The sequence below is a fragment of the Vibrio sp. AND4 genome (assembly GCF_000171815.1).
GTDB lineage: Bacteria > Pseudomonadota > Gammaproteobacteria > Enterobacterales > Vibrionaceae > Vibrio.
In genome coordinates this window covers 1-3,017 of sequence record NZ_ABGR01000073.1, presented here as the reverse complement: position 1 = coordinate 3,017, position 3,017 = coordinate 1, and the positions used below count along the sequence as shown (strand labels likewise).

Here is a 3,017-nt window from a genome sequence, read left to right as displayed (position 1 = left end):
TACGTTACTATTTTGCTGTATTAAAAAGTAACTATTTGATTATTTGACAATCAATTTATTGCCGTGTAACCTTTTATTAATTTCTTGTCGATGGAGAGTTAGCCATGAGTGCGAACACAGTTGATCCTAAATCATTCAATGACTCAGATAATATTGATCGTCGTAGACGTAAATTTAACTTCGCAGAGTTCATCAAAAAGTTTCTAGAAGAGGTAAGAGCTATTGATTTGAGTGACCTTCCTCAAGGTCAAAAAACAGCAAAGCATAAGCGTGCTGCCCAAAAGGTTATAACCGCTTTATACGGTAAGAGAGTGCAAAACAAAGAGCATTCAATCTCTCTAAACATGGCATCTTCATACCTAAAAGATGTTAGGAATGCTGTAAGTGCCAACGGTGTAAAACACCACGCTTTCGATGATTCGATTGAGCGAATGAGGAACAAGTACCCATTGTGTGCTTACATGTTGCATAGTTGGGAAGACCTCTCACTTGATGAAACTCGTAAAACGTGGAAGGTTCTTATTGAAAAACTCAAACTGGTTACAGCCCTAGAGAAAAACTTAAAAGGTATAACTCCAGAAACAAGTCGTTATGCCAGCGTCATCAATGAGCGCATTAAAACACTCCCTGAATGGTCTAACGAACTGGAAACATTAAAGCCATTAAAAGCCTCGGAGCGAGCTGAGAAAATCAAGCACCTGCACGAAGTAATCAATCAGATACCGGGTTTTTACAGCCAACTAGCTGATCTGAAAATTGACCATGAAGTGATGCGTCACTTACGTAAGGATGCATTTGCAAGGGATACTGGCTCTGCAGAGAAGAAGCGATCTTTAACTGAGAAAAAAGAGGCTGCGATTGAAATTGACTATACGAAAACTATGCAGGCTCTTGATTTAATATTAAGCCCTTCATCTGTAGACAGATGGGAAGCCGTTGCAGCTGGTGTTGCGCTGGCCACTGGACGTAGGGCCATCGAAGTGCTGTTCCAAGGTGAGTTTAAAAAGGTTGATAACCACAGATTGAAATTTGTAGGCCAAGCGAAAAAACGTGGTGGTATGACAGATGATGAAATGACCATTTACACCTTAACCGATGCGAACAAAGTGCTTGAAGCAATACACAGGTTGCGCATGTTCCCTAATATTCTTGCATTGAACTCTCTGGAACCGACTAGACAGTACTCGGTTAACCAGTTGGTAGCAAATAGAACGGCAAGACCTCTTAATGAGTTTGTTCGTGACCTATTTGAAAACGTGCCAATAACTACTGACGGAAAGCCCATCCATCGTGAGTGGCTGTTCAAAGATACGCGAGCAATTTACGCAAAGATTAGCTTTGAACTCTTCTTTAAAGATGACCCTCGTTGGAAAAGCAAAGACGAAAACATGTTCTATAAGGAGCTACTTGGTCACCATGACACCGATGCTCAAACACACTATATGCAGTTCAAAGTGTTAAACGCTGGTAAGAATTGGGAGCCGTTAGTTGTGGACTCTGATAAGCGCCGCATTGAAGCCGTTAAAGCTATGTCAGAGAACGACTGGATAAAAGGCACTTCCGCTCGAATAAAGTTGCACGAAGCTGTCATTGCCATGCTTGAAAACGATCCTTACCAGGTGATTAAAGCTATAGATATTCGTCGAGACCACGAAGGAAAAACTCGTAACTACAAGATGGTCAAAGACTACTTAGCGTTAATGGAAGATGCTTTAAAACTTGATTGGTCTATCGATGCAATTATGGATAGCAAATCCGTTCGAACAAAGAAAGCGGCAGAAGAAGCCAAAGCGGAAACAACACCTGCAAACAATACGACCGAAGAGGTGGTAGAAACCAAACCTAAAGATGAAACAGTGATCAAACCTAAGATGAAGGGCCATAAAGAAGATGATGGTACTTGGCTGGTGGACGTAACCATTGAAGATAAGAGTTGGCAAATTAGCGTAGGTAAAGAACCTAAAAACGTCATGGATGCATTCAAATTAGCTTGGAATGAGTTCGTGTACCGCAAAGCCTTACCAGAAAAGCCACCAGCACCATTAGTTACCAAAGACGGTGGTATGTGGTACTCACGAATCATGATAAAAGGGCAAGCTATATGTGAGGTTTGGACTCCTAGCAAGAAAGCCAGTAAGGACTCTACTCTTGTTCTGTATCGAGACTTGAAAATTTCATAACGTAGAAAAGAAAACTGATTTTTCCATGGCTAAAAAAAGCGCGCTCGATATATGACGAATAGGTGCGCTTTTTTGATCATAAACTGCTTTTAAATTCCGATTAAAAATCAAGAGAAATATTTTTTAGGGAGATTAAATACCGACCAATCTAAAACTTATAATTTTTTATCATCCGCTATACACACCTTTTGTAGGTTAGTATTTACTGACTCGTTCTTTGCTTCTTCTTTAGTTATCAACAACTCATCCCAAACCTGTACCTTGCAAATCTAAGGCCGGAGCACTATCTTATATTCCACTACGCTAGATGCAGTAAGGGTTTGTATCAAGGTAGTCAAAGAAGTATGCATTATCTTTAGGTGTACTTCATATAAACAAAAACCCCACTAAGAGCGGGGTTTAAGTCAGGGCTAAGCTAAGGTAGCGGCAACTACCTGAACGTGACGACCTATCGTATCTTGTTGATACCTACAGACAAGACTATAGAACAGTAGTCACCCGCTTGGCAAATTCAATATTGAAAATTAAAGTTGGTGATTATGCTTTTTAGTAGCTCTAAATCCTTGTTTAAAAAAGTGATAAAGTCTTTTTTTTTTAGCATTTAGATTAAATCCAAATTTATATATAAAAGGACTAATCTACATAATTGATTGTTTAGTCAGAATCGTTCTGGACGGCTGTTGGTGTCCCGGCTTCTCAATATGCAGATTTAAACATCGGAACTTTATTACGGAAACCTCATTCCTGTGACCTAGGTAACATTGTGGTGGTGCTGTATTATTGGGCTCGCTAATTGGTGTATTTACGTCTCCCGAGATGAAACGGGAAAATTGAACA

At 39.9% G+C, this 3,017-nt stretch carries 1 protein-coding gene; it reads left to right on the top strand.

Annotation, left to right across the window (positions count from 1 at the left end; genetic code table 11):
- The first annotated feature begins 104 nt into the window (after positions 1-104).
- Positions 105-2,180: a protelomerase family protein gene (locus AND4_RS18525; RefSeq protein ID WP_009844515.1), complete on the top strand. Its 2,076-nt coding sequence runs from the start codon at positions 105-107 to the stop codon at positions 2,178-2,180.
- Positions 2,181-3,017 lie beyond the last annotated feature (837 nt).

What these genes read in the sequence shown, in the direction of transcription:
- AND4_RS18525 (WP_009844515.1), top strand. Translation starts at nt 105, where the DNA reads ATGAGTGCGAACACAGTTGATCCTAAATCATTCAATGACTCAGATAAT.